General features: G+C 64.6%; 28 protein-coding genes, 1 tRNA gene and 1 other RNA gene. 21 read left to right on the plus strand and 9 right to left on the minus strand.

Annotated features, from left to right (window positions below):
• Positions 1 to 154 precede the first annotated feature (154 nt).
• Positions 155 to 231: transfer RNA gene (locus tag AC0KVN_RS19005), tRNA-Asp, on the plus strand.
• Positions 232 to 332: 101 nt separating this feature from the next.
• Here the strand turns inward: AC0KVN_RS19005 and aqpZ are convergent.
• From aqpZ to AC0KVN_RS19035, 6 genes are all read right to left on the minus strand, one after another.
• The gene (gene aqpZ / locus AC0KVN_RS19010; RefSeq protein ID WP_435567736.1) at positions 333 to 1064 is read right to left on the minus strand and encodes an aquaporin Z; all 732 of its coding nucleotides are present in this window, start codon (positions 1062 to 1064) and stop codon (positions 333 to 335) included.
• 256 nt (positions 1065 to 1320) lie between these two features.
• Positions 1321 to 1563 (minus strand): DUF2842 domain-containing protein, encoded by a 243-nt coding sequence (locus AC0KVN_RS19015; protein WP_010337236.1) that lies wholly within the window; start codon positions 1561 to 1563, stop codon positions 1321 to 1323.
• 5 nt (positions 1564 to 1568) lie between these two features.
• Positions 1569 to 2150, minus strand: a complete 582-nt coding sequence (locus AC0KVN_RS19020; RefSeq protein WP_435567735.1) for a 5-formyltetrahydrofolate cyclo-ligase — start codon at positions 2148 to 2150, stop codon at positions 1569 to 1571.
• A 28-nt stretch (positions 2151 to 2178) separates the two neighbouring features.
• Positions 2179 to 2335: non-coding RNA, 6S RNA (gene ssrS, locus AC0KVN_RS19025), on the minus strand.
• A gap of 11 nt (positions 2336 to 2346) precedes the next feature.
• Positions 2347 to 2682: a cell division protein ZapA gene (locus tag AC0KVN_RS19030; RefSeq protein WP_004211707.1), complete on the minus strand. Its 336-nt coding sequence runs from the start codon at positions 2680 to 2682 to the stop codon at positions 2347 to 2349.
• On the minus strand, positions 2675 to 2953 hold the full coding sequence (locus AC0KVN_RS19035) for a hypothetical protein (RefSeq protein WP_017501797.1): 279 nt from the start codon (positions 2951 to 2953) through the stop codon (positions 2675 to 2677). Before AC0KVN_RS19035 ends, AC0KVN_RS19030 begins: the two co-directional genes overlap by 8 nt.
• 86 nt (positions 2954 to 3039) lie before the next feature.
• Here AC0KVN_RS19035 and tkt point away from each other — a divergent pair, with 86 nt between their 5' ends.
• From tkt to AC0KVN_RS19050, 3 genes are all read left to right on the plus strand, one after another.
• Positions 3040 to 5007 carry a transketolase gene (gene tkt / locus AC0KVN_RS19040; RefSeq protein ID WP_435567734.1) on the plus strand — a complete coding sequence of 656 codons (1968 nt, stop codon included), beginning with the start codon at positions 3040 to 3042 and terminating at the stop codon, positions 5005 to 5007.
• A gap of 36 nt (positions 5008 to 5043) precedes the next feature.
• Positions 5044 to 6054, plus strand: coding sequence for a type I glyceraldehyde-3-phosphate dehydrogenase (gene gap, locus AC0KVN_RS19045; RefSeq protein ID WP_004211711.1), 1011 nt, complete (start codon positions 5044 to 5046; stop codon positions 6052 to 6054).
• Positions 6055 to 6126: 72 nt separating this feature from the next.
• A complete protein-coding gene (locus AC0KVN_RS19050) occupies positions 6127 to 7329 on the plus strand; it encodes a phosphoglycerate kinase (RefSeq protein WP_037507546.1) in 1203 nt (400 codons plus the stop codon).
• Between the two features lie 21 nt (positions 7330 to 7350).
• On the opposite strand, the gene AC0KVN_RS19055 is transcribed toward AC0KVN_RS19050, so the two are convergent.
• Positions 7351 to 8562, minus strand: a complete 1212-nt coding sequence (locus AC0KVN_RS19055) for an MFS transporter (RefSeq protein WP_159365679.1) — start codon at positions 8560 to 8562, stop codon at positions 7351 to 7353.
• Between the two features lie 79 nt (positions 8563 to 8641).
• Complete coding sequence (locus tag AC0KVN_RS19060) at positions 8642 to 9139, minus strand: TlpA family protein disulfide reductase (RefSeq protein ID WP_435567733.1); 498 nt, start codon at positions 9137 to 9139, stop codon at positions 8642 to 8644.
• A gap of 259 nt (positions 9140 to 9398) precedes the next feature.
• On the opposite strand from AC0KVN_RS19060, the gene AC0KVN_RS19065 reads away from it, so the two are divergent.
• The gene (locus AC0KVN_RS19065) at positions 9399 to 10304 is read left to right on the plus strand and encodes a fructose bisphosphate aldolase (protein WP_435567758.1); all 906 of its coding nucleotides are present in this window, start codon (positions 9399 to 9401) and stop codon (positions 10302 to 10304) included.
• Between the two features lie 134 nt (positions 10305 to 10438).
• On the opposite strand, the gene AC0KVN_RS19070 is transcribed toward AC0KVN_RS19065, so the two are convergent.
• Positions 10439 to 11566, minus strand: coding sequence for a DmpA family aminopeptidase (locus AC0KVN_RS19070; RefSeq protein WP_483656328.1), 1128 nt, complete (start codon positions 11564 to 11566; stop codon positions 10439 to 10441).
• A 74-nt stretch (positions 11567 to 11640) separates the two neighbouring features.
• On the opposite strand from AC0KVN_RS19070, the gene thiE reads away from it, so the two are divergent.
• The 16 genes from thiE (at position 11641) to nuoI (ending at position 25289) form a co-directional block, all read left to right on the plus strand.
• Entirely contained in the window at positions 11641 to 12333 is a 693-nt protein-coding gene (gene thiE / locus AC0KVN_RS19075; protein ID WP_010337227.1) for a thiamine phosphate synthase, read from the plus strand.
• Positions 12334 to 12407: 74 nt separating this feature from the next.
• Positions 12408 to 12776: a DUF1622 domain-containing protein gene (locus AC0KVN_RS19080; RefSeq protein WP_004211722.1), complete on the plus strand. Its 369-nt coding sequence runs from the start codon at positions 12408 to 12410 to the stop codon at positions 12774 to 12776.
• 48 nt (positions 12777 to 12824) lie between these two features.
• Positions 12825 to 13943, plus strand: a complete 1119-nt coding sequence (locus AC0KVN_RS19085; protein ID WP_435567731.1) for a L,D-transpeptidase family protein — start codon at positions 12825 to 12827, stop codon at positions 13941 to 13943.
• Positions 13940 to 14506 (plus strand): M23 family metallopeptidase, encoded by a 567-nt coding sequence (locus AC0KVN_RS19090; RefSeq protein WP_483656329.1) that lies wholly within the window; start codon positions 13940 to 13942, stop codon positions 14504 to 14506. The genes AC0KVN_RS19085 and AC0KVN_RS19090 overlap by 4 nt, the downstream gene beginning before the upstream one ends.
• A 214-nt stretch (positions 14507 to 14720) precedes the next feature.
• On the plus strand, positions 14721 to 15284 hold the full coding sequence (efp, locus tag AC0KVN_RS19095; protein WP_004211725.1) for an elongation factor P: 564 nt from the start codon (positions 14721 to 14723) through the stop codon (positions 15282 to 15284).
• Positions 15284 to 15640, plus strand: coding sequence for a hypothetical protein (locus AC0KVN_RS19100; RefSeq protein WP_435567728.1), 357 nt, complete (start codon positions 15284 to 15286; stop codon positions 15638 to 15640). Before efp ends, AC0KVN_RS19100 begins: the two co-directional genes overlap by 1 nt.
• Positions 15641 to 15676: 36 nt before the next feature.
• Positions 15677 to 16489 carry an inositol monophosphatase family protein gene (locus AC0KVN_RS19105; RefSeq protein WP_004211727.1) on the plus strand — a complete coding sequence of 271 codons (813 nt, stop codon included), beginning with the start codon at positions 15677 to 15679 and terminating at the stop codon, positions 16487 to 16489.
• Positions 16490 to 16784: 295 nt separating this feature from the next.
• The gene (locus AC0KVN_RS19110; protein WP_004211729.1) at positions 16785 to 17159 is read left to right on the plus strand and encodes an NADH-quinone oxidoreductase subunit A; all 375 of its coding nucleotides are present in this window, start codon (positions 16785 to 16787) and stop codon (positions 17157 to 17159) included.
• Positions 17150 to 17704: a NuoB/complex I 20 kDa subunit family protein gene (locus tag AC0KVN_RS19115; protein WP_004211730.1), complete on the plus strand. Its 555-nt coding sequence runs from the start codon at positions 17150 to 17152 to the stop codon at positions 17702 to 17704. The genes AC0KVN_RS19110 and AC0KVN_RS19115 overlap by 10 nt, the downstream gene beginning before the upstream one ends.
• Before the next feature lies 1 nt (position 17705).
• Positions 17706 to 18503, plus strand: coding sequence for an NADH-quinone oxidoreductase subunit C (locus AC0KVN_RS19120; RefSeq protein WP_435567726.1), 798 nt, complete (start codon positions 17706 to 17708; stop codon positions 18501 to 18503).
• Positions 18503 to 19738, plus strand: coding sequence for an NADH-quinone oxidoreductase subunit D (locus AC0KVN_RS19125; protein WP_004211732.1), 1236 nt, complete (start codon positions 18503 to 18505; stop codon positions 19736 to 19738). The genes AC0KVN_RS19120 and AC0KVN_RS19125 overlap by 1 nt, the downstream gene beginning before the upstream one ends.
• On the plus strand, positions 19738 to 20421 hold the full coding sequence (locus AC0KVN_RS19130; RefSeq protein ID WP_004211734.1) for a complex I 24 kDa subunit family protein: 684 nt from the start codon (positions 19738 to 19740) through the stop codon (positions 20419 to 20421). Before AC0KVN_RS19125 ends, AC0KVN_RS19130 begins: the two co-directional genes overlap by 1 nt.
• On the plus strand, positions 20418 to 21752 hold the full coding sequence (nuoF, locus tag AC0KVN_RS19135; protein WP_004211735.1) for an NADH-quinone oxidoreductase subunit NuoF: 1335 nt from the start codon (positions 20418 to 20420) through the stop codon (positions 21750 to 21752). The genes AC0KVN_RS19130 and nuoF overlap by 4 nt, the downstream gene beginning before the upstream one ends.
• Before the next feature lie 2 nt (positions 21753 to 21754).
• Complete coding sequence (nuoG, locus tag AC0KVN_RS19140; RefSeq protein ID WP_435567725.1) at positions 21755 to 23761, plus strand: NADH-quinone oxidoreductase subunit NuoG; 2007 nt, start codon at positions 21755 to 21757, stop codon at positions 23759 to 23761.
• Positions 23758 to 24807 carry an NADH-quinone oxidoreductase subunit NuoH gene (gene nuoH / locus AC0KVN_RS19145; protein WP_435567724.1) on the plus strand — a complete coding sequence of 350 codons (1050 nt, stop codon included), beginning with the start codon at positions 23758 to 23760 and terminating at the stop codon, positions 24805 to 24807. The genes nuoG and nuoH overlap by 4 nt, the downstream gene beginning before the upstream one ends.
• Positions 24804 to 25289, plus strand: coding sequence for an NADH-quinone oxidoreductase subunit NuoI (gene nuoI, locus AC0KVN_RS19150; protein WP_004211738.1), 486 nt, complete (start codon positions 24804 to 24806; stop codon positions 25287 to 25289). Before nuoH ends, nuoI begins: the two co-directional genes overlap by 4 nt.
• The last annotated feature ends 1 nt before the right edge of the window (position 25290 follow it).

Consider the following 25290-nt stretch of genomic DNA (forward strand, 5'->3'; position numbering starts at 1 on the left):
GGTGTAGCTCAGTTGGTTAGAGCGCCGGCCTGTCACGCCGGAGGTCGCGGGTTCGAGCCCCGTCACTCGCGCCACTTTCCCTGACCGGAAAGTCGGAAGGTAAACAGATTTGCATCATCTGGTGGCCATGGGTCACGATAGGATGCCGCCCTGCGCGGGTGTAGCTCAGTTGGTTAGAGCGCCGGCCTGTCACGCCGGAGGTCGCGGGTTCGAGCCCCGTCACTCGCGCCACTTCATTCCCGAAGTGATCTGATCGCCAGGCGATCCTTTTTTCTCACATCGATACAGGCCAGCGGGCCGACACCAACGGCATCGGCCCGTGACGATTCGTCTCAGAGATGCTCGCCGGTCACATGCGGCGGCAGCGGTTCGTTGGCGAGCCAGCGATAGACGCCGCCGGCGGCCAGCGCGCCGATGATCGGCGCCACCCAGAACAGCCAGAGCTGATGCAGCGCCAGCCCGCCGACCAGCAGGGCTGGGCCGGTGCTGCGCGCCGGATTGACCGACGTGTTGGTGACCGGGATGCTGATCAGATGGATCAGCGTCAGCGCCAGGCCGATCGCGATCGGGGCAAAGCCCGCCGGCGCGCGGCTGTCGGTCGCGCCCAGGATGACGCTCAGGAAGCCGAAGGTCAGCACCATCTCGATCGCCAGCCCCGATTCGAGCGTGTAGCCGCCCGGCGAATGCAGGCCATAGCCATTGACCGCCAGGCCGTTGGGCGCCAGCTCATAGCCCGGTTGGCCGCTGGCGATGAACAGCAGCAGGGCGGCTGCGATCACCGCGCCCACCAGTTGCACGACGACATAGGGGGCGATGTCGCGGGCCGGGAAGCGGCCGCCGGCCCACAGGCCGATCGTCACCGCCGGATTGAGGTGGCAGCCCGAAATATGGCCGATCGAAAAGGCCATGGTCAGCACCGTGAGGCCGAAGGCCAGGGCCACGCCCAGCAGGCCGATGCCGACATCGGGAAAGGCCGCCGCCAGCACGGCGCTGCCGCACCCGCCAAACACCAGCCAGAATGTACCGAAACATTCGGCAAATAGCCGCTTGCTCAATGGAACCATCAACGCCTCCTGTTGCACTGTGCGCCTGCCACCGGACATGGCTTGAAACCGGTGCGGGGTGGCGCCGCCCGGAGAATGCAGGATGATCGATGGGAGCGGTCCGCGGCATGGGCGGCCGATGCTGGTGACTGGCGCATGGACATGCCGTTGCCCCCGTTTCCGGCGAGCCGCCTGCATCGCGCTAAGCCGCGATGCGTCCGCTATGGTCGCCTAACGCTCAGGGATAAGGCGAAAGGCCATGGGCTGGGCATCGGGATTAACCCTGACGCCAGCGCCCCGTTTCCATCCAGGCGAGCAGCCGCCGCAGCGGCAGGATCCAGATCCAGATCAGGCCCAGGAAAATATAGACCGGCACCTGGCCCCACATCGGCAACTGGCCGATCAGCGGCGACAGGCTGCCGACCAGCACGGCCCAGCCCAGGATCAGCCCCAGGATCGCGAACATGCCGGCCGGCTTGCGCCAGCTGGGCTGATGATAATGGCGCGGGTCGATGCTCATCGGGGTCAGGCTGCCTCGATCACGGCGGTTTCGGTCAGGATCATGTCGAGCGGCAGATCCCATGGGTCGGCCGGCACATCATCCAGTTCCTGCGCCGACCAGGCAAGGCCGACGCGCAAGGCATCGGGATGGCGGGCAAAGGCGCGGTCATAATAGCCGCCACCCTGGCCAAGGCGGTTCATCCGCTGGTCGAAACCCAGCAGCGGCGCGATGATGACATCCGGCACCACCGCACCGCCGGATGGCTCGGGGTGGCTGGTGCCGAACAGGCCGGGGAACAGTTGGTCCTCCGGCCGCCACAGCAGGAAGTCCATGCTGCCCAGCCGATCGAGCACGCGCGGCAACGCCACCTGCTTGCCCATCACGCCCAGTTGCGGGGCCAGACGCTGCGCCGGCGCCTCGTCATCCAGCGCCATGTAGAGCGCGATCACCTGCGCGTCGGCGATGCGCTGGGCGAGCGGGGAGGGGACGGCCTTGAACGCCAGCCTGTGGGTCAGCGCGTCGAGAGAGGCAACGAAGTTGCGCCGCCGCTGCCGGGCGATCGCGCGCAGGGTCGGCTTGTCGGCGGCATCACTGTCGTCGGGCATGGGGTGCCTTTGCTGGTAGGGGCAGGGTGACGGGACCGCCTTGGCCGTTTGCTGGAATATCCTCTGACGCCTCAACGTCAGGTGGGGACCATGTAGATCGGGCCAGAGCCCGCCCAGGGACAGCCCCCGTGGATGTGATTATCGCCTCAGGGATGTTCGCTAAAGCTCGCACCAGGCAGTGCCCGTCGCCGCCAATCTAGGCGTCGGCGGCGCGGGCGGCAAGAGCCTCGCTCAGCTTTTCTACGCGCGCGGCCAATGCCTCGACCGCGCGGGCGGCCGGCTCGTCATCGCCATCCAGCGCTAGCTGCTCCTGCCGGCCGGCTGCGGCGCGCTTCAGTTCGTTGAGTTCGTCCGCCATGAACAGCGCCGCGAACAGCAAGGTGCGCACCTCGGTCAGGCCCGGCGTGCTGCGCTGCGCCTGATAGGCCTTGTCCTCGATGATCTGGGCCAGATGTGCCATATGCGCTTCCTCGCCATCGCGGCAGCGCAACTGATAGGGGCGGCCGGCGATCTGCAACATGATTTCAGCCATCGGTGCGCCCTCGCAATTCTCCGATCAGATCGTCCAGCGATTGCAATGCCGCCTGGGCGGCCATCTGGTCGATGCCGGAATTGCCATGGGGGACAGCCTGCGAAAGGCTGGCCACATTCTGTTCAAGCCGACTGATCGCGCGCTCCAGCGTGCCGATCGCCTGCATCATGCGGTCGCTTGCCATATTTTCTGCATAGCCAATGTTTTCGCCTTGCAAAAGCGCTGTTTGGACGGCTTGCCGCGCACCACGCCCCGCCTGCGGTTGACGCATGGGGATTGACGCGACAAAGGGAACCCAAATCGACTCGCCCGTTCGCGCGGGCATTCCATGCCAGTCATGAAAGACATCTTCCCGCTATGACCGTTTCCGACACGCAGCTCGCCAACGCCATCCGGGCGCTTTCCATGGACGCCGTGCAGGCTGCCAATAGCGGCCATCCCGGCATGCCGATGGGCATGGCTGACGTCGCCACCGTGCTGTTCAAGGATTATGTGAAGTTCGATCCGGCTGCGCCGAAATGGGCCGACCGCGACCGCTTCGTGCTGTCGGCCGGCCATGGCTCGATGCTGATCTACTCGCTGCTGAACCTGACCGGCTATGCCCGTCCGACGATGGACGACATTCGCAACTTCCGTCAGCTCAGCAGCCCCTGCGCCGGCCACCCGGAGAATTTCGAGCTGGCAGGGGTCGAAGCGACCACCGGCCCGCTGGGTTCGGGCCTCGCCACCGCCGTCGGCATGGCGATTGCCGAGCGTCACCTGAACGCCGAGTTCGGCGACGATCTGGTCGATCACCGCACCTGGGTGATCGCTGGCGACGGCTGCCTGATGGAAGGCATCAACCATGAGGCGATCGGCCTTGCCGGTCACCTCAACCTCTCGCGCCTGATCGTGCTGTGGGACGATAACAAGATCACCATCGACGGCGCCGTCAACCTGTCGAGCAACGAAGATGTCCGCGCCCGCTATGCCGCCACCGGCTGGCATGTCGTGTCGTGCGACGGCCATGACGTTGCCGATGTCCGCCGCGCCATCGACGAAGCGCTGGCCGATCCGCGTCCCTCGCTGATCGCCTGCGCCACCAAGATCGGTTATGGCGCGCCGAACAAGGCCGGCACCTCGGGCGTCCATGGTTCGGCGCTGGGCGAGGCCGAAGTCGCCGCCGCCCGCGAGTTCCTCGGCTGGACCGCCGAACCCTTCGTGGTTCCCGCCGACATCGACGCCGCCTGGAAGGCGATCGGTGCCAAGGGCGGTGATGTTCGCGCTGCATGGGAAGGCCGCCTGGCAAATGCCGCGGAAGGCGCTGAATTTTCGCGCCGCATGGCGGGCGAACTGCCGGCCGGCTTCTCGCTGGACGCCTATATCGACAGCCTGATCGCCAACCCGCAGAAGGTCGCCACCCGCAAGGCCAGCGAACTGGCGCTGGGCGCGATCAATGATCTGCTGCCCGAAACCGTCGGCGGCTCGGCCGACCTTACCGGCTCGAACAACACCAAGACCAAGTCGACCGGCCCGCTGACCCGCGACGATTATTCGGGCCGCTATGTCTATTATGGCATCCGCGAATTCGGCATGGCCTGCGCCATGAACGGCATGGCGCTGCATGGCGGCGTGATCCCCTATGGCGGCACCTTCCTGGTCTTCTCCGACTATATGCGCGCCGGCATCCGCCTCGCCGCGCTGCAGGAACAGCGCGTGATCCACGTCCTCACCCATGACTCGATCGGTCTGGGCGAAGACGGCCCGACCCACCAGCCGATCGAGCATGTCATGTCGATGCGCATGATCCCGAACCTCGACGTCTATCGCCCGGCCGACATCGTCGAGACGGCGGAGTGCTGGGAACTGGCACTGAAGGATGCGACCGGCCCGTCGGTGCTGGCGCTGACCCGCCAGAACCTGCCGCAGCTGCGCCTGGAAAAGAGCGAGAATCTGTCGGCCAAGGGCGCCTATCGCCTGGTCGCCGCGACCGCCGATCGCAAGGTCGTGCTGCTCGCCACCGGTTCGGAAGTCGAGATCGCCGTCGCCACCGCCAAGGCGCTGGAAGAACAGGGCATCGGCGCCGACGTCGTCTCGATGCCCAGTTGGGCCCATTTCGACGCGCAGGACGCCGCCTACAAGGCCGACATCCTGCCCGCCGGCGTGCTGCGCGCCTCGATCGAGGCCGGCACCACCTTCGGCTGGGAACGCTATACCGGCCTTGACGGCCTGCGTTTCGGCATCGACAGCTTCGGCGCGTCGGCCCCGGCCGAAGTGCTCTACGACCATTTCGGCCTGACCGCCGCCAAGATCGCTCCGCAGATCAAGGCCGCGCTCGGCGCCTGAGCCCAAGACCTACACGCAAACCGGGAGACAAGTGCAGTGGCAACGAAGGTAGCAATCAACGGTTTCGGCCGCATCGGTCGTCTGGTGGCGCGCGCCATCCTCTCGCGCACCGACCATGATCTGGAACTGGTGAGCATCAACGACCTGGGCGATGCCAAGGCCAATGCCCTGCTGTTCAAGCGCGACTCGGTCCATGGCAACTGGGCTGGTGAAGTCAGCGTCGACGGCGATTTCTTGGTGGTCGACGGCAAGAAGATCAAGGTGACGGCGGAGCGCGATCCCGCCAACCTGCCGCACGCCGAACTGGGCGTCGAAATCGCCCTGGAATGCACCGGCATCTTCACCAGCAAGGACAAGGCCGGCGCCCACCTGACCGCCGGCGCCAAGCGCGTCGTCATCTCGGCGCCGGGCACCAACGTCGACAAGACTGTCGTCTTCGGTGTCAACCATGACGAGCTGACTGCCGACGACATCATCATCTCGAACGCCAGCTGCACCACCAACTGCCTGGCGCCGCTTGCCAAGGTGCTGAACGATTCGATCGGCATCGAACGCGGCTTCATGACCACGATCCACAGCTACACCAACGACCAGAACACGCTGGACCAGATCCACAAGGACATGCGTCGCGCCCGCGCCGCTGCCCTGTCGATGATCCCGACCACCACCGGTGCCGCCCGCGCCGTGGGTGAGGTTCTGCCCGCGCTCAAGGGCAAGCTGGATGGTTCGTCGGTCCGCGTGCCGACCCCGAACGTCTCGGTCGTCGACCTGAAGTTCATCCCCAGCCGCGCCACCACGGTCGAGGAAGTCAACGGCCTGCTCAAGGCTGCGTCGGAATCCGGCCCGCTCAAGGGCATCCTGGGCTATTCGGACGAGCCGCTGGTCTCGATCGATTATAATGGCGATCCGCGCAGCTCGACCGTCGACAGCCTGGAAACGGCCGTGATCGAGGGCAACCTGGTCCGCGTGCTTAGCTGGTACGACAATGAATGGGGCTTCTCGAACCGCATGATCGACACCTCGGGTGTCATGGCGAAGTTCCTCTAAGCCTTCTCAGCCCCGCCGGACCAACCGGCGGGGTTTTTCTTCTGACATAATTTCCAAATTCTAGGAGCGATCATGGCCAAGCCGTTCAAGACACTCGACGACATGGGCGACATCACCGGCAAGGTGGTGCTGGTGCGCGAGGATCTGAACGTGCCGATGCAGGACGGTTCGGTCAGCGACGACACCCGTCTGCGCGCGGCGATGCCGACCATCCTGGAACTGGCCGATCGCGGCGCCAAGGTGCTGATCCTGGCCCATTTCGGCCGGCCCAAGGGCCAGAAGAATCCGGAATTTTCGCTCAGCAAGATCACCCGTCCGCTGACCCAGGTGCTGGGCCGCGAGGTGCAGTTCATTCCCGACTGCCAGGGTGAGGCCGCGACCGACGGCATCAAGGTGATGCGCAACGGCGACATCGCGATCCTCGAAAATACCCGCTTCCATGCCGGCGAGGAAAAAAATGATCCCGCGCTGGTCGACGCGATCGCCGCGATCGGCGACCTCTATGTCAACGACGCCTTTTCCGCCGCGCACCGCGCCCATGCCTCGACCGAGGGGCTGGCCCACAAGCTGCCCGCCTTCGCCGGCCGCTCGATGGAAAAGGAACTGGACGCGCTCGAAGCCGCGCTCGGTGCTCCGGTCAAGCCGGTCGCGGCCGTCGTCGGCGGCGCCAAGGTGTCGACCAAGCTCGACGTGCTCAACAATCTCGTCACCAAGGTCGATCACCTGATCATCGGCGGCGGCATGGCCAACACCTTCCTCCACGCCCGCGGCGTCGATGTCGGCAAGTCGCTGTGCGAAAAGGATCTGGCCGACACGGCCGACGCCATCTTCGACAAGGCGGAAGAAGCCGGCTGCATCATCCATCTGCCCTATGACGTGGTCGTGGCGAAGGAATTTGCCGCCAACCCGCCGTCGGTCCGGACCTGCAACGTCCATGAAGTCGCCGAGGACGAGATGATCCTCGACGTCGGTCCGGCCGCGGTCGAGGCGCTGGGCGATGCGCTCAAGAATTGCCGCACCCTGGTGTGGAACGGCCCGCTCGGCGCGTTCGAGATCGCGCCCTTTGATGCCGCGACTGTCGCCCTCGCCAAGACGGCGGCGGCGCTCACCAAGGAAGGCCAGCTGGTCTCGGTCGCGGGCGGTGGCGACACCGTCGCCGCGCTCAACCATGCCGGCGCGGCCGCCGACTTCACCTTCATCTCGACCGCCGGCGGCGCCTTCCTCGAATGGATGGAAGGCAAGGAACTGCCGGGCGTGAAGGCGCTCTACGCCTAAAGCCTTTTGGCGGCAGGGGCGTCAGCGCGTGGCGCTGGCGCCCCGGTCGAACAGGATGAAGACCAGCGCGGCCACGCCGCCGATCGCCGCACCGGCGATCGCGCTCAGGCTCCAGCCGCCCGCTTCATAGGTGGTCGACCCGATCACCGATCCCAGCGCGCCGACCACGAACATCACCGTCATATAGGCCGCGTTGATCCGGCCGCGGGCATGGGGATCGAGCGAGAAGATCAGCTTCTGCCCGGTGATCTGGCTGACCTGCACCGCCGCGTCGATCAGCACCGCCATGATGGTGAAGCCGATCAGGCTGCCCGCTGCCACCGTCCAGTCCGCCAGCAGGAAACCGATGGAGAGCGCAATCAGTGCGCCGAGCGAGGCCGGGCCGGTCAGTCGCCGGTCGGCCAGCCAGCCCGCCACCGGGGCCACCAGCGCGCCGCCAGCGCCGGCCAGGGCAAAGGCACCGATGCCATTATGGCTGAGGCCAAAGTCATGGATCAGGCTCAGCGGCGCAGCGGTCCAGAACAGGTTGAACGCCGCGAACATCGACGCCTGATAGAAGGCGCGCATCCGCACGACGCGATATTTGCCGAGCTGCGAGAAGGTCGAGGCCAGCACTTCGCCATAATGCATGCCCCCCTTGGGCCGGCGCTGCGGACAGGCGATCAGCAGCGCGATCGCGACCAGCGCGATCACCCCGGCCGACAGCAGGAAGGTCGCACGCCAGCCCATCGATCCGGCGAGGAAGCTGGCGATCGGCCGCGACAGCATGATGCCGAACAACAGGCCGCTCATCACCGTGCCGACCACGCGCCCCTGCCGCTCGGGCGGGGCGAGGTGGGATGCCAGCGGGATCAGCACCTGCACGCCGGTCGCGCCCACGCCGGTCATGACCGACGCGATCAGGAAGGTCGCGGGGCCATTGGACAGGGCGATGGCGATACAGCCCAGCACCGTCGCCACCGCCGATATCAGCACGATCCGCCGGTTTTCGAACAGGTCGGCCAGCGGCACGACCAGGATGATGCCCAGGCCATAACCCAACTGCGTCAGCGTGGTGATGAGGCCCGCGACCCCTGCCGACATGCCGATTTCCGGCCCGATCACATCGATCAGCGTCTGGGCATAATAGAGGTTGGCCACCATCGTCCCGCACGCGACCGCCATCAGCAATATGGCGAAGCGGGACAGGGGCGCATCATCGCGCGGTAGGGGCAGGGCGGCAGAATGGGTCATGCCGCCCTAATGGTCCCGCCATGGCCGGCTTTCAACCGGATGACGGAAATTTCATTGTGCAATGCAACGGAAATTGGCCTCAGGCGGGCGGCTGTTCGTTGAGCAAGGGCACCAGCAGCGCATTGAGATCCTCCAGATCGAACGCGCCTGACTTGGCGTAGCGCAGCCGGCCCGCCCGATCGATGACGAAATTGGTCGGCACCCCGGTCAGTGGGCCATAAGGCCCCTTGATCCTTTTGGCCGACGGGATGTGCATCGCCGCGAACAATTGCTTCAGCTGCGCGATCGGCACCGATCCTTCGGTCGTTATCGCAAATACCCTCAGCCCATGTTTTCGGTTGATGCCATAATAGCTGTCGAGCGTCGGCAATTCCTTGCGGCACGGCACGCACCAGGTCGCCCAGAAATTGAGCAGCACCACCTGGCCCTTCAGCTCCGCCAGCGACACCTTGCTGCCGTCGATCAGCGTCAGCTCGAAATCCGGCGCCATCTCGCCGACGACCGGCTTGGTCGCCGCCTGCGCTGCCCCGATATCGATCAGCCCCAGCATCAGCGCGGCCGCCATGACGGGCCGCATCTTCCCGATCCCCATTCTTCCCCCGATTCAGACATTTGGCCACAGCCTATCAGGCACTTTCGCACGCGCCAACGATATTGGCGGCCGCCCCGTCGCCGCGCGGGGTCAAGCATCTTGCGGTGCGACATGGGACTAGCTAACAGCCCGGATACCGGCGGGCCTGACGGCGCGCTACAGTCATGCCCTCGGGTTCGCCCGATGGCTTCCATCTTTCCGCGCTGCCGAGGGGGCGGCGCGCCCCAAGAGAAGGTATGTGCAGATGCTGGATCAGGACATGGTCAAGAAGGTTTCCGACGGTCAGGGCTTTATCGCCGCGCTCGACCAGAGCGGCGGTTCCACGCCCAAGGCGCTCAAGGGCTATGGCGTCGAGGAAAGCGCCTGGAGCAATGACGAGGAGATGTTCGGCCTGATCCATGGCATGCGCAGCCGCGTCATCACCTCGCCCGCCTTCACCGGCGACAAGGTGCTGGGCGCGATCCTGTTCGAACGCACCATGGACGGCACCGTCGACGGCAAGCCGACCCCGACCGCGCTGATCGAACGCGGCGTCGTGCCCTTCATCAAGATAGACAAGGGCCTGGAGGATGAAGCGAACGGCGTGCAACTGATGAAGCCGATGCCCGAACTCGACGCGCTGCTCGCCCGCGCCAAGGGCCTGGGCGTGTTCGGCACCAAGGAACGTTCGGTCGTCAACCTCGCCAATCGCGAGGGTATTGCCGCCGTGGTCGCGCAGCAGTTCGAAGTCGGCAAGCAGGTGCTGGCCGGCGGCCTGATGCCGATCATCGAACCCGAAGTGAACATCAAGTCGCCCGAACGCGCCGAGGCCGACCAGATCCTGCTCGAGGAAATCCTCAAGCAGCTCGACGCCCTGCCCGAAGGCGAGCAGGTGATGCTCAAGCTCTCGCTGCCCGCCAAGGCCGGCCTGTTCGATCCGCTGGTCGATCATCCCAAGGTGCTGCGCGTCGTCGCCCTGTCGGGTGGCTTCAGCCGCACCGAAGCCTGCGCCGAACTCGCCAAGAATCGCGGCATCATCGCCAGCTTCAGCCGCGCGCTGCTCAATGACCTGCGCCACCAGATGAGCGACGACGAATTCAACGCGTCGCTGGGCGAGGCGATCGACGAAATCTACGCCGCGTCGGCCACCAAGACCCCGGTCGCGGCCTGACGCATATGGACGGCGCCGGGCAGGGGGAAAATCCCGCCGGCGCCGCCTTTATCGTAGCCTTCGGCCTACGACACCCGCACCCTGGCCCGTTCGCTTCGAGCGTGTCGAGAAGCGGATAGCGCAGCACTTCCGCTTTACGGCTTGCCCTTCAGCATAGGCAGCGCCTTGTCGAGCGGCAGCGCCTCTGCCGTGCCGCGATTGCCGACCACCGTCTGCGCCTTGAACAGCGCGTTCAGCACCGCTTCCTCGGTTGCCTCGATGGTCGCCTGGAACAGCGGCGACATGCGGTCATTGGGCAGGTCGTCCAAGGCCGCCACCGCATTGCGCTTCGCCGCCGTGCGCCGCACCGCGTCGCTGGTCGAGAAAGCGATGGCATAGTCGCCCGACCCGTTGGAGAAGCTGGAGCCGGTCCGCGCGATGCCGCCAAAGGCGCGTTCGGCGACGCGGCGCAGATTGCGGTCGGACAACGGTGCATCGGTCGCGATCACGATCACGACAGAGCCGTCCGCCTTCTTCTCCTCGACCTGCTGGCGATAGTCATAGCGGCCAAGCTTCACCCCCACCGGCACGCCCGCGATCGTCAGCACCCCGCCATAATTGGCCTGCACCAGCACGCCCACGGTCCAGCCGCCCAGCGACGCCGGCAGCTTGCGCGACGATGTGCCGATCCCCGCCTTGAAGCCGAAGGCCACCGTGCCGGTGCCCGCGCCCACGCCGCCTTCCTCGACCGGGCCGGCCTTGGCGCTCTCGATCGCGCGCCGCGCGTCGGCGATGGTGACATGCCGCCCGCGAATGTCATTGAGCATGCCGTCATTGGTCTCGCCCACCACGGCATTGACCGACCGCACCTCCTCATTGCCGGCCTGCGCCAGCGTCCATTCGACCGAGGCCGCGCCGGCCTCCGCCACGTTCAGCGTATTGGTCAGCAGGATCGGCGTCTCGATCTCGCCCAGCTCCGCGACCTGGGTCGATCCCATGAACTTGCCGAACGCATTATAGGCGACGAAGCCGGCCGGCACCTTGTCCTGGAACAGGTTGCCGCCATGGGGCAGGATCGCGGTGACGCCGGTGTTGACGTCCTTGCTGCGCAGCAAGGTCACCTGGCCCACCTTCACCCCCGCGACATCGGTGATCGCGTTGAGCGGGCCGGGCTGGAGGATGCCGACGGTTACGCCCGCTTCCCGCGCGCGTGGCCGCGGCGCCTCCTGCGCCAGCACGGGCGCGGCGGACAGGAGCAGCAGGGCGGCGAAAGCGTGGCGCATGGAATATCCTTCGGTTCTTTGCTTGCGGTCATAGCCGCACTTGGCGCGGCCGCGCGAGCGGCTATAAGGCGCGCATGACCGATTTCACTGACGAAGAACTGGCGCTCGACCCCCATTTTGCCGAGCAGTTCGAAAAGGGCTTTCGCCCGGCCTGCCAACTCTATCTGATTTCGCCGCCGGCGATTGACGAGACTTTCGTCGATCAGCTCGCCCAGGCGTTCGACGGCGGCAAGGTCGCCGCCTTCCAGCTGCGCCTGAAGGGGATCGACGATCATGCCATCGCCGCGCTCGCCGGGCCGATCCAGGCGCTCTGTGCCGAGCGCGAGGTCGCCTTCATCATCAATGACAGCATCGGCCTTGCCAAGCGGCTGAACGCTGATGGTGTCCATCTGGGGCAGGAAGATGGCGACCCGCGCGAGGCGCGCAAGCAGCTTGGCCCCAAGGTCCAGATCGGCGTCACCTGTCACGACAGCCGCCATCTGGCGATGGAAGCGGGTGAGGCGGGGGCCGACTATGTCGCCTTCGGCGCCTTCTACCCGACCACGACCAAGGAAACGACGCACCGCGCCGAACCGTCGATCCTGGGCTGGTGGACCACCCTGTTCGAACTGCCCTGCGTCGCGATCGGCGGCATCACGCCGGACAATGCCGCCCCCCTGATCGCGGCGGGTGCCGACTTCCTGGCGGTCAGCGGCACGGTGTGGAATCACCCCGAAGGGCCCAAGGCCGGCGTCGCCGCCTTCGCGTCGGTGCTGGGCGGGGCCTAATCGCGGGTTTATCCCGATAGGCAAAGGGCCGCCGCCGGGCCAGCATCCCCGCAATCGGGCAAGGGGTGCTGGGCATGGCGTTGGAAGAATTCGTCCATCAGTTGGCGGAATATGTCGCGCTGCTGGTCAATCTGCTGGCGATCCTGGCGATCGCCATCGGCTCGGTTCAGGGCGCGATCGGCCTGACGGGGCTGCTATTGTTCAAGGCGGACGAATCGAAGCTCATGCCGGTCTGGATGAGCTTTGGCCGCTGGGCGGTCGCCGGGCTCAGTTTCCAGCTTGCGGCCGATATCGTGGAAACCAGCATCGCCCCGACCTGGGCGGAAATCGGCAAGCTCGGGGCGATCGCGGCCATCCGCACCTTCCTCAACTATTTCCTCGACCGGGATCTTGAGGGGATACGCGAGCGCGAGAAGGCCAAGGCGGAGGCCGAAGCTATCTGATCGCAGCGGCACAGGCAGCTTTCCGCCGCCTGCTGCGTTGTCTCTTCCATGATGTGGGAGAGTATCGCCTTGAAATATCGTCTTCTCGGCCTGCCGCTACTGTGCGCGGCCTGCAATGTGTCGACCACCGACGCCAATGAAAGCCAGCCAGCCGCGCCAACCAACCAGGCACCGATCAACCAGACACAGGCCGCGTCCGATCCCTCGGCCGCCTATGCTTTCCAGGTGGTCGAGGAACCCGGCGGCAAGCCCTGGCAGCCCAACCAGATATTGCAGGCGCAGGTGGCGCTCGATCGCTGGGGCTTCTCGCCCGGCGTGATCGACGGCAAGGACGGCATGAGCTTCAAGGCGGCCTTGCGCGGCTTCCAGGAGGCGAACAAGCTGCCCGTCACCGGCGATTATGACCAGAAGACCTCGGCCGCGCTGCTGGAGGGGGAGGCGAAGCCGACCACCTGGCTGGTGCGCATTCCCGACGGCTTTGCCCGCGGGCCCTTCTTCGACATTCCCAAGGGGCTGAACAACCAGGCGAGCCTGCCCGCGCTCACCTATCGCAACCTGCTCGAAAAACTGGCGGAGCGCTTCCATACCACGCCCGAAGTGCTGACCGGCATGAACCCGGCCAATACGAAGGTCGCCGCCGGCGCGACCATCCGCGTGCCGGCGATCGCCAACCAGCCGGTGGCACAGATCGATGGCGACGAGCGCGGCTGGGGCGAAACGCTCGCCAGCCTCGGCGTCGCCAAGGACCAGCCACAGGCCGACCATCTGGTGGTCGACAAGTCGGAAGGGCTGCTCAAGGTCTATGGTGCGGACAACCGCCTGATCGCACAATTCCCGGTCACCACCGGGTCACAGCATGATCCGCTGCCGCTGGGCGAATGGACGATCAAGGGCGTCAGCCGCAATCCCGACTTCCATTATAATCCCGACCTGTTCTGGGATGCCGCGTCCAAGGATCAGAAGGCGGTGCTGAAGCCCGGCCCCAACGGCCCGGTCGGCGTCGTGTGGATCGATCTGTCCAAGGATCATTATGGCATCCATGGCACGCCCGAACCGCAACTGATCGGCCGCACCGAAAGCCATGGCTGCATCCGCCTCACCAACTGGGACGCCGCGCGGCTGGCACAGATGGTGAAGAGCGGCGTCAAGGCCAAGTTCCAGGCATGAATGTCCGGCTGTGGGGCGGTATCGCGGTCGCGCTGCTGCTCTGCATCGCCTTCGCCCGCTATTGCGTGCGGATCGTCCCGGCCGATGCGCCGGTGCGATCCGCTGCATCCGCGCCGCCAGCCGTCAGCGACGGTGCGCTGCTGATCCCGGTGGAGGGCGTGCCGGCCTCCGCGCTCAGCGACACCTTCACCCAGGCACGGGCAGGCGGCGCCCGTCCGCATGATGCGATCGACATCATGGCGGCGCGGGGCAGGGCGGTGCTGGCTGCCGCCGGCGGCCGGATCGAGAAGATCTTCTGGAGCGAGGCGGGTGGCCGCACCCTCTATGAGCGCTCGCCCGACGGGCGCACCCTCTATTATTATGCCCATCTCGACAGCTATGCGCCGGCCCTGCGCGAAGGGCAGGCGGTCAGGCGCGGGCAGCGCATCGCGACCGTGGGCAGCACCGGCAATGCCGATGCCGCCGCGCCGCACGTCCATTTCGCCGTCAACCGCATGGCGCCGGCTGATCCCTGGTATGGTGGCCAGCCGATCAATCCCTATCCGCTGCTGGTCGGCCAATGACCTGTCCTATCGGCCCGCGATCGGCTATCATTGGGGCCAGCCGCGATCGAAAATTGCTCAAGTAGGAAAGCGAATTTCAAAATGTGCGGGAAATGTGCGAAGTTAAGCGGAAACGCCGCCCTCTTGCCCTTGGCGCCGTCTCGCGGTAAAGGCGCGGCCAGCCTCGCAGAGGCCGGCTCTTTTCCACATTCAGACATATAGGCAGGCTCTTCCCATGAAGATCAGCGGCGTGGACATTCGTCCCGGCAACAATATCGAATATGAGGGTGGCCTGTGGCGCGCCGTCAAGATTCAGCACACCCAGCCCGGCAAGGGCGGCGCCTATATGCAGGTGGAACTGAAGAACCTGATCGATGGCCGCAAGAACAATGTCCGCTTCCGCTCGGCCGAGAGCGTCGAGCGCATCCGCCTCGACACCAAGGATTTCCAGTATCTCTACCCCGAGGGTGACATGCTGGTGTTCATGGACACCGAAACCTATGACCAGATCAACCTGCCGATGGACCTGGTCGGCGATGCCGCCGCCTTCCTGCAGGACGGCATGATGGTCATGCTGGAAATGTATGAAGAACGTCCGATCAGCGTCCAGCTGCCCGAGACGGTCGAAGCGACCATCGTCGAAGCCGACGCCGTGGTGAAGGGCCAGACCGCATCGGCCAGCTACAAGCCGGCGATCCTTGACAATGGCGTCCGCGTCATGGTTCCGCCGCACATCGTCACCGGCACGCGCATCGTGGTCGATGTCTATGAGCGCGAATATGTGAAGCGGGCCGACTGATGCGGTTCGGGCGCAGCACGGCAGTCGCCGCCATCCTCGCGATCGGCGCTGTGCCGGCTGCGCTCCCTGCCCAGACGGTCAACAAGCCGTCCAAGGCGCAGATCGACAGTGCGGCCTATGTGCTGCAGGTCATCAGCAGCGCATTGGAGTCGAAGGAGGTCGAGGCGCCGGTCAAGACCGCGCTGTTCGAATGCCTCTACAGCAATTCGCTGTCGCAGATCAGTGCGGCGACCGACAAGGTGATCGCGGGCAATCCGGGCAAGGTGAACCGCAAGGATCCCTCGCAGATGCTGGCGGTGATCGCCGGCACCTGTGGCTATCGTCCGGCCGCCGCCAAGCCCGCCCCCAAGAAATAAAGCAAAGGCCGCCCACCGGGGCGGCGGAGATTTTACATGGTATCCCATTCCGGCCTTCTCACCGTCATGGAACGCGCCGCCCGCAAGGCCGGCTCCAAGCTGCGCCGCGACTTCGGCGAGGTCGAGCATCTGCAGGTGTCGCGCAAGGGGCCGGCGGACTTCGTGTCCAAGGCCGACAAGCAGGCCGAGCAGACGCTGGTCGAGGAACTGCAGAAGGCGCGTCCCGACTGGGGCTTCCTGCTGGAAGAGGGCGGGGTGATCGAGGGCGATCCCAACAAGCCGCGCTGGATCATCGATCCGCTCGACGGCACCACCAACTTCCTGCATGGCATCCCGCACTTCGCCATCTCGATCGCGGTCGAGGAGCCTTTGTTCGGTGGCAAGCGCGAAGTGACCTCGGGCCTGATCTATCAGCCGGTCACCGACGAAAGCTATTGGGCGGAAAAGAATCGCGGCGCCTGGCGTCATGACCAGCGTCTGCGCGTCTCGGCCCGCCGTGACCTTGCCGACTGCCTGATCGCCACCGGCATCCCGTTCATGGGCCATGGCAACATGGCCGAATGGACCCGGATCTTCGGTGCGGTGGCGCCTTCGGTCGCTGGCCTGCGTCGCTTCGGTGCCGCCTCGCTCGACCTCGCCCATGTCGCTTCGGGCCGCTATGACGGCTTCTGGGAAAGCGGCCTCCAGCCCTGGGACGTGGCGGCTGGCATCCTGATGGTGCGCGAGGCCGGCGGCTTCGTCAGCGACTTCCGTGGCGGCGACCAGATGATCGACCGCAAGGAAGTGATCGCCGGCAATGACGCGACCCACAGCAAGCTGCACAAGCTGGTGGCCGGCGCGCTGCGCTAAGAGCCTGGTCGCGATTGGGGGAGGTGCTTCGCGTTTCCGCCGATGGCGTGAATCAGGCTCTGCTAAGCTTCTGATTTAAGAGCAAAGGGCGTCGGCCCACCGCGGCGAGTCTTCGGACTTCCAGAGGTGGTCCGGCGCCTGTTTTTTTGTGTCTGCGGCAATCGTCTCTTGCGCTTTTGGTAACGCGATCAAGCCTTTGCAATTGTTGCGAATCATTCTCATGGGTTCGCCCCTTGCTTCGCATATGCAGCAGGCCTAAAGGCCCCCCAGAACAATTTTCGCCCAGGGGATTCCATTGGTCGATCTCAGCCAATATCTGCCGATCCTGATCTTTCTCGGGATCGCTCTGCTGCTCTCCAGCACCTTCGTCTTCTTGCCGATGCTGGTTGGCCGCCTGACCGGTGCGCACAAGCCCGATCCTGCCAAGCTGTCCGAATATGAATGCGGCTTCCCCGCATTTGAAGAGCCGCGCAGCCAGTTCGACGTGCGTTTCTACCTTGTCGCCATCCTGTTCATCATTTTCGACCTGGAAGCGGCATTCCTCTTTCCCTGGGCGGTGAGCCTTGACCAGATCGGCTGGGCCGGCTGGGCGACGATGATGATCTTCATAGCGGAGCTGGTGCTCGGCCTCGTCTATGCGTGGAAGAAGGGAGCACTCGATTGGGAGTAGAACTGACCAGCCCCATTCCCGGCACCATGCCGCCGATGGGGACGCAGCCCGACCAGGACTTCTTCAACGCGCTCAGCAGTGAAGTCAGCGACAAGGGTTTCCTTGTCACCTCGACCGAGGAACTGTTCCAGTGGGCCCGCACGGGTTCGCTGTGGTGGATGACCTTCGGTCTGGCCTGCTGCGCCGTGGAGATGATTCACGTCAACATGCCGCGCTACGACATGGAGCGCTTCGGCGCCGCGCCGCGCGCGTCTCCGCGCCAGTCGGACGTGATGATCGTCGCGGGCACGCTGTGCAACAAGATGGCTCCGGCGCTCCGCAAGGTCTATGACCAGATGTCTAACCCGAAATATGTGATTTCGATGGGCAGCTGCGCCAATGGCGGTGGTTACTACCACTATAGCTATTCGGTCGTCCGTGGCTGTGACCGCATCGTGCCGGTCGACATCTATGTGCCGGGCTGCCCGCCCACTGCCGAAGCTCTGCTCTACGGCATCATGCAGCTGCAGCGGAAGATCCGCCGGATCGGGACGATTGAGCGTTAATATGGGCCATTCTGCACCCAAGATCGTGAACCCCGAAGGGATCGCCGGGGAAATCGGCGCCCTGCTGGGTTCGATGCTGATCGAAACCATCGATCATGCCGATGAGTTGACCTTCGTTGTCGCGCGCGACGACCTGGCCAATGCCATGGTCGCGCTGCGCGACATGGCGCATTACCAGCAGCTGATGGAAATTGCCGGCGTCGACTATCCGGAGCGTCCGGACCGGTTCGAGGTCGCCTATCACCTGCTCAGCGTCACGCGGAACCACCGCGTCCGCGTCAAGGTTTCGACCGACGAGGATACGCCGGTGCCGACCGTCACGCACCTCTGGCCGGTCGCCGGCTGGCTGGAGCGCGAAGTGTTCGACATGTATGGCGTCATCTTCGACGGCAATACCGACCTGCGTCGCATCCTGACCGACTATGGCTTCAAGGGGCATCCGCAGCGCAAGGACTTCCCGCTGACCGGCTATGTCGAGCTGCGCTATTCGGAAGAAGACAAGCGCGTCGTCTATGAGCCGGTGAAGCTGGCCCAGGACTTCCGCAGCTTCGACTTCATGTCGCCCTGGGAAGGCGCGCAATATGTGCTGCCCGGGGACGAGAAGGCGGCGGCACCTGCTGCGCCGGCTCCTGCGCCCGCAGCCGCACCCACGCCCAAGGCGACGGAAAGCAAGGCCGACACCGGTGCCGGCGATGCCGCCAACAAGAAGGCCGAGGAAAAGTCGGCCGACGCGCCGGCCAAGTCCGCCGCCGAAACCGATGAAGGCAAGGGGGCTGCCAAGCCCGAAGGTAAGGCCTGATGTCCGACTATCTCGAAAAGATGGATCATGTCACCGATGCGGCCGACCCGGCCTATGGTGACACGGAAATCCAGAACTACACGATCAACTTCGGTCCGCAGCACCCTGCAGCGCACGGCGTTCTGCGTCTGGTCATGGAACTGGACGGCGAAATCGTCGAGCGCTGCGACCCGCATGTCGGCCTGCTGCATCGCGGCACCGAAAAGCTGATCGAGCACAAGACCTATATGCAGGCGCTGCCCTATTTCGACCGGCTGGACTATTGTTCGCCGCTCGGCATGGAGCATAGCTATGTTCTGGCGGTCGAAAAGCTGCTGAACCTGGAAGTGCCGCTGCGCGCGCAATATCTGCGCGTGTTCTTCGCGGAACTGACCCGTATCTGCAATCACATGCTGAACCTGGGTTCGCACGTCATGGACGTTGGCGCGATGACGCCGAACCTGTGGCTGTTCGAAATCCGCGAGGATTGCCTCAACTTCTTCGAGCGCGCTTCGGGCGCCCGCATGCATTCGGCCTATTTCCGGCCGGGTGGCGTCCATCAGGACGTGCCGCTCAAGCTGCTGACTGACATCGCCGACTGGCTCGACACCCGTCTGCCGCGCCTGTTCGAGGACGCGATGAGCTTGGTCGTCGACAATCGCATCTTCAAGCAGCGCAATGTCGACATCTCGATCGTCAGCAAGGAAGATGCGCTGAAGTGGGGCTTCTCCGGCCCGATGTTGCGTGGTTCGGGCATTGCCTGGGACATCCGCAAGGCGCAGCCCTACGACGTCTATGACCGCATGGAATTCGACGTTCCGGTCGGCACCGCGTTCGACTGCTATGACCGGTTCATGGTCCGCGTCGAGGAAGTGCGCCAGTCCGCGCGCATCATGAAGCAGTGCCTCAGCGAAATGCCCGAAGGGCCGATCGCCAGCTTCGACCGCAAGGTCTCCCCGCCCAAGCGCGGCGAGATGAAGAAGTCGATGGAAGCGCTGATCCACCATTTCAAGCTCTATACCGAGGGCTTCCACGTCCCCGCGGGCGAAGTCTATGTGGCGACCGAAAGCCCCAAGGGCGAATTCGGCGTCTATCTGGTCAGCGACGGCTCCAACAAGCCCTATCGCTGCAAGATTCGCCCGACCGCCTTCAGCCATCTGCAGGCGATGGACTTCATGATGAAGGGCCACATGCTGGCCGATACAACCGCTGTACTGGGCGCGATGGACATCGTGTTCGGAGAATGTGACCGATAATGGCTGATGCAGTTCATATCCCCGATGAGGCCGAAACCCGCGCGCGCTGGGGCGCGTTCGAGTGGACGCCCGAAAATGCCGAGCAGGCAAAGAAGGTCATCGCGCGCTATCCCGCCGGTCGCCAGCAGTCGGCGGTGATGCCGCTGCTCGACCTGGCCCAGCGCCAGGTCGGTGCGGAAACCCAGACCAATGGCTGGCTGCCGGTTCCGGTCATGGAATATATCGGGCGTCAGCTCGATATGCCGTACATGCGCGTCTATGAGGTGGCGACCTTCTACACCATGTACAATCTGGCGCCGGTCGGTCGCTACCATGTGCAGGTTTGCGGCACGACGCCGTGCATGCTGCGCGGGTCGGACGATGTCTTTGCCGCGTGCAAGAACAAGGGCCTGGTCAAGGGCGGCACGACCCCCGACGGCCTGTTCACCCTCAATGAGGTCGAATGCCTTGGTGCCTGCGCCAACGCGCCGATGGTCCAGATCAACGACGATAATTTCGAAGATCTGACCTACGACAGCACCATCGCCATCCTGGAAACGCTGGCCGCCGGCGGCCAGCCCAAGATCGGTCCGCAGATCGATCGCCAGACCAGCGCGCCGGAAGGTGGCCCGACCACCCTCAAGGAGATGGTCGGCGAAAATCACGACTATCGCGGTCAATGGAACGAAGGAGCGACGGCATGACCGATGCACCCGCACCGGCCCCCTTCGTCGGGCCGCTGTCCGACAAGGACCGCATCTTCACCAACGTCCACGGCTTCCAGGATTGGGGCGTCGACGCCGCGATGAAGCGTGGCGATTGGGACAATACCAAGAAGCTGATGGAAATCGGCCAGGACGCGATCATCGACACCATCAAGGCGTCGAACCTGCGCGGCCGTGGTGGCGCCGGCTTCCCGACCGGCATGAAGTGGAGCTTCATGCCCAAGGAAAGCAAGGACGGCCGTCCCAGCTTCCTCGTCATCAACGCCGACGAATCCGAACCGGGTTCGTGCAAGGACCGCGAAATCATCCGCCACGATCCGCACAAGCTGATCGAAGGCGCGCTGATCGCCGGTTTCGCGATGCGGGCGCGTGCCGCCTACATCTATATCCGCGGTGAGTTCATCTACGAGGCGAAGGTGCTCTTCGCCGCCGTCGAGCAGGCCTATGAAAAGGGCTTCATCGGCAAGAATGCCTGCGGGTCGGGCTATGATTTCGACGTGTTCGTCCATCGTGGCGCCGGCGCCTATATCTGCGGCGAGGAAACCGCCCAGATCGAAAGCATCGAGGGCAAGAAGGGCCAGCCCCGCCTGAAGCCGCCTTTCCCGGCCGGCGCGGGCCTCTATGGCTGCCCGACCACCGTCAACAACGTGGAATCGATCGCGGTTGCGCCGACGATCCTGCGTCGCGGCGCCGCCTGGTTCAACGGCTTCGGTCGTGAGAACAACCGCGGCACCAAGCTGTTCCAGATTAGCGGCCATGTGAACAAGCCCTGCGTCGTCGAGGAATCGATGTCGATCCCGTTCCGCGAACTGATCGATCGCCATTGCGGCGGCATCCGTGGCGGCTGGGACAATCTGCTCGCGGTCATTCCGGGCGGGTCGTCGGTGCCGCTGGTTCCTGCGAAGGAAATCATGGACGCACCGATGGACTTTGACGGTCTGCGCGCGCTGGGCTCGGGCCTGGGCACCGCCGCCGTCATCGTCATGGACAAGTCGACCGACATCGTCCGCGCCATTTCGCGTCTCTCCTACTTCTACAAGCATGAGAGCTGCGGCCAGTGTACGCCGTGCCGCGAAGGCACCGGCTGGATGTGGCGCGTCATGGAGCGTCTGCGCACCGGCGACGCGGACCAGAGCGAAATCGACATGCTGTTCCAGGTGACCAAGCAGGTTGAAGGCCACACCATCTGCGCGCTTGGCGACGCAGCGGCATGGCCGATCCAGGGGCTGATCCGGCACTTCCGTCCGGAAATCGAGCGCCGGATCAACGAGAACAAGGGTAGTGCCCCCGTCATGGAGGCAGCGGAGTAACCATGCCGAAGGTCAAAGTAGACGGCGTAGAACTCGAAGTCCCGGCGGGCGCCACAGTCCTCCAGGCTTGCGAGCAGGCGGGGAAGGAAATCCCCCGTTTCTGCTATCATGAGCGCCTTTCCATCGCCGGCAATTGCCGCATGTGCCTGGTCGAGGTGAAGCCTGGGCCGCCCAAGCCGCAGGCGTCGTGCGCGCTTCCGGCCACCGAAGGCCAGGAAATCCGCACCGACAGCGAAATGGTCAAGAAGGCCCGCGAAGGGGTGATGGAGTTCCTGCTCATCAACCACCCGCTGGATTGCCCGATCTGTGACCAGGGTGGCGAGTGCGATCTTCAGGACCAGTCGGTCGCCTATGGCCGTGGTTCGTCGCGCTATGACGAGAATAAGCGCGCCGTCACCGAGAAGAATATGGGGCCGATCGTCAAGACGGTCATGACCCGCTGCATCCAGTGTACCCGTTGTGTGCGCTTTGCAGAGGAAGTCGCGGGCGTGCCGGAAATCGGCGCCATCTATCGCGGCGAGAATATGCAGATCACCACCTATCTCGAACATGCCGCCAAGAGCGAGCTGTCGGGCAATGTGGTCGACCTGTGCCCGGTCGGTGCGCTGACCGCCAAGCCCTACGCTTTCGAAGCGCGTCCGTGGGAACTCAAGAAGACCCATGCGATCGACGTGATGGACGCGCTCGGCACCAACATCCGCCTCGACAGCCGTGGTCGTCAGGTGCTGCGCGCCGTGCCGCGCATCAATGACGACGTGAACGAGGAGTGGGCGTCGGACAAGACCCGTCACAATGTCGACGGTCTGGTCCGCAAGCGTCTCGACAAGCCGTTCGTCCGCAAGGATGGCAAGCTGGTTCCGGCGACCTGGGCGGAAGCCTTTGCCGCCGTCGCCGCCGTCCAGCATGGCGGCAGCGTCGCGGCGATCGCCGGCGACCTGCTCGACTGCGAAACCATGTTCGCGGGCAAGGCGCTGGTCGAAAAGCTCGGCGGTTCGCTGCTGGAAGGCCGTCAGACCGGCCTGTCCTACGATGTGTCGAGCCTGTCGTCGGTGGTGTTCAACACCCCGCTCGCCGATCTCGAAACCGCGGACGTCATCCTGCTGGTCGGCACCAACCTGCGCTGGGAAGCGCCGCTGGTAAACACCCGCATCCGCAAGGCGATCAAGAAGGGCGCGAAGGTCTTCGCCGTCGGTCCCGAATTCGACCTGACCTACAAGGTCGAATGGCTGGGCAATGACGCGTCGCTGCTGGCCAAGCTGCCGGACGCCGTGCTCGAAGCCTTCAAGGGCGCTGCCCGTCCGGCGATGATCGTCGGTGGCGGCGTGCTGGCCAAGGACGGTGCGCATGGCGACACGCTGGCACTGGTCGAGACGCTGGGCCTGATCAAGGACGGCTGGAACGGTTACAACGTCCTGCACTTCGCGGCGGCCCGCATGGGCGGCCTGATGCTGGGCTATGCGACCAAGGGCGGCATCAAGGCCGTGGCTGCGGCTGCACCGAAGCTGCTCTTCTCGCTCGGCGCCGACGAAGTCGACTATTCGGCCTTCGAAACCAGCTTCAAGGTCTATGTCGGCCATCATGGCGACAAGGGCGCCCATGCGGCGGACGTGATCCTGCCGGGCGCAAGCTATGCCGAAAAGGCCGGCACCTACGTCAACCTGGAAGGCCGGGTGCAGTTCGGTGAAAAGGCCGTGTTCGCGCCGGGCGACGCCCGCGAGGACTGGTCGATCCTGCGCGCCCTGTCGGAAGCGCTGGGTGCCAAGCTGCCGTTCGATACCTTCGACGCGCTGCGCGCCGAAATGGTCAAGGCGGTTCCCGCGCTCGGCGTCGAAGGTATCGCCAACTATGGCTGGTCGGTGCCGTCGCTGCCCACCGGTGCGACCGGCGAGCTGGGTTCGCCGATCAAGGATTTCTACCTCACCAACGCGATCTGCCGCGCCAGCCCGACGATGCAGCAATGCTCGGCCGAGCTGATCCATGGTGAAAGCTTCGCGGAGGCCGCAGAGTGACCGCTTTCTTCCAAGGCCTCGGCCTGCCTTTCGAGGGCGCCTGGCTGCTTTCGACCATTGTCGGTATCCTGGTCATCGCACTGCCGCTGATGCTGGCCGTCGCCATGATCATCTATGCCGACCGCAAGATCTGGGCCGCCATGGCGCTGCGCCGTGGTCCCAACGTCGTCGGCCCGCTGGGCCTGCTTCAGTCCTTCGCGGACGGCCTCAAGGTCTTCCTGCAGGAAACCATCGTTCCCTCGGCGTCGAACAAGGCCCTGTTCCTGATCGCGCCGATCATCACCTTCACCGTGGCGCTGATGGCCTGGGCCGTCATCCCCTTCGGCGTCGGCGTGATGGTGTCGAACGTCAATGTCGGCCTGCTCTACATCCTCGCCATCTCGTCGCTCGGCGTCTATGGCGTGGTGCTGGCGGGCTGGGCGTCCAACTCCAAATATCCCTTCTACTCCGCGATCCGCGCCAGCGCGCAGATGATCTCCTATGAAGTCTCGATCGGCTTCATCCTGATCACCGTCGTGCTGTGGGCCGGCAGCTTCAACATGTCGGCGATCGTGGAAAGCCAGAAGGGCTATTATGGCTTCCTCAACGGCAACGGCTTCAACCCGCTGCTGTTCCCGATGGCGATCATGTTCCTGATTTCGGCCATGGCGGAAACGGCGCGCGCGCCGTTCGACCTGACTGAAGCGGAATCCGAACTGGTCGCGGGTTACCAGACCGAATATTCGTCGATGGCCTTCGCTCTGTTCTGGCTCGGCGAATATGCCAACGTCATCCTGATGTGCGGCCTCAACGCGATCCTGTTCTGGGGTGGCTATCTGCCGCCGTTCGACTGGGCGCCGCTCTATCTGGTGCCGGGCATCATCTGGTTCCTGCTCAAGATCGCCTTCTTCTTCTTCGTCTTCTCCTGGGTGAAGGCGACGGTGCCCCGCTACCGTTATGACCAGTTGATGCGGCTGGGCTGGAAGATTTTCCTGCCGACCTCGCTCTTCTTCGTCTTCCTGGTTTCGGGCTTCCTCATGCTGACGCGCTATGGAGGCGCACAATGAGCCTCGGTTACTACGTCAAAAGCTTCACCCTCTGGGAGTTCGTGAAGGCGCACTGGCTGACCTTGAAGTATTTCTTCAAGCCCAAGGCGACGATCAACTACCCGTACGAGAAGAACCCGATTTCGCCGCGTTTCCGTGGTGAACATGCGCTGCGCCGCTATCCCAACGGGGAAGAGCGCTGCATCGCGTGCAAGCTGTGCGAGGCCATTTGTCCGGCGCAGGCGATCACCATCGAGGCGCAGCCGCGCGACGATGGCAGCCGCCGTACCACGCGCTACGACATCGACATGACCAAGTGCATCTATTGCGGCTTCTGCCAGGAAGCCTGCCCGGTCGATGCGATTGTCGAGGGCCCGAACTTCGAGTTCGCGACCGAAACCCGCGAGGAGCTGATCTACGACAAGGCCAAGCTCCTGGAAAACGGTGACAAGTGGGAGCGTGCCATCGCTGCCAATCTTGCTGCCGATGCCCCCTATCGTTAAG

This window comes from Sphingobium sp. SG1, assembly GCF_057063145.1.